Origin of the sequence: Desulfofundulus thermobenzoicus, assembly GCF_009428905.1 — a bacterium.
GTDB lineage: Bacteria > Bacillota > Desulfotomaculia > Desulfotomaculales > Desulfovirgulaceae > Desulfofundulus_A > Desulfofundulus_A thermobenzoicus.
This window is the reverse complement of sequence record NZ_WHYR01000137.1, coordinates 1-609: the sequence shown is the minus strand read 5'-3', so window position 1 is coordinate 609 and position 609 is coordinate 1. Positions and strand designations below refer to the sequence as shown.

Here is a 609-nt window from a genome sequence, read left to right as displayed (position 1 = left end):
GTGCCGGTGCCGACCTTCATGCCCTTGCTTTGCAGAACCTCGCCGACCTTGGCGAACAGGGCTGCGCCCAGCTTGTGCTTGTCGTCCTCGAGCAGGCGGCGGAACTTCAGCAACGTCGTGCCGTCGGGCACACGCTCGCGGCCCAGGTCAATGCCCACGAAGCGGCGCAGCGCCGTGCTGTCCAACAGCGCTTCTTCGCAGGCTTCGTCGGCCAGGTTGAACCAGTGCTGCACGAAGTGCATGCGCAGCATGCGCTCCAGGCCAATGGGCGGACGGCCGTTGCCGGCCTTGGGGTAGTGAGGCTCGATGACTGCACACAGCTCGGCCCACGGCACGATGGTCTCCATCGTCTGCAGAAACACGTCGCGCCGAGTCGGCCGGCGAAATCGCTCGAACTCCTCGCCCTGATCGGCTGCTGCCGCGAGTGTGGCTTGCTTCATGCGCGCATCATCCGGAAGTACCCCAGGCCGTGCCACCTGATCAACCCGCAAGGCAGACCTTTATCAGCGTTGCCTTAGCTTGCGCCGTGCGTGCCCTTACGAAGCCTTGGCGCACGCGGTGCAGCGAGAGCACCGACTGCTGCTCGACGTTCTTGATCGGCACGAAGCG

General features: G+C 65.0%; 1 protein-coding gene. It reads right to left on the bottom strand.

What is annotated here, in order from left to right:
• On the bottom strand, positions 1–440 hold a 440-nt coding region (locus tag GFC01_RS17880), incomplete at its 3' end, for a transposase (RefSeq protein WP_194175030.1).
• Positions 441–609 lie beyond the last annotated feature (169 nt).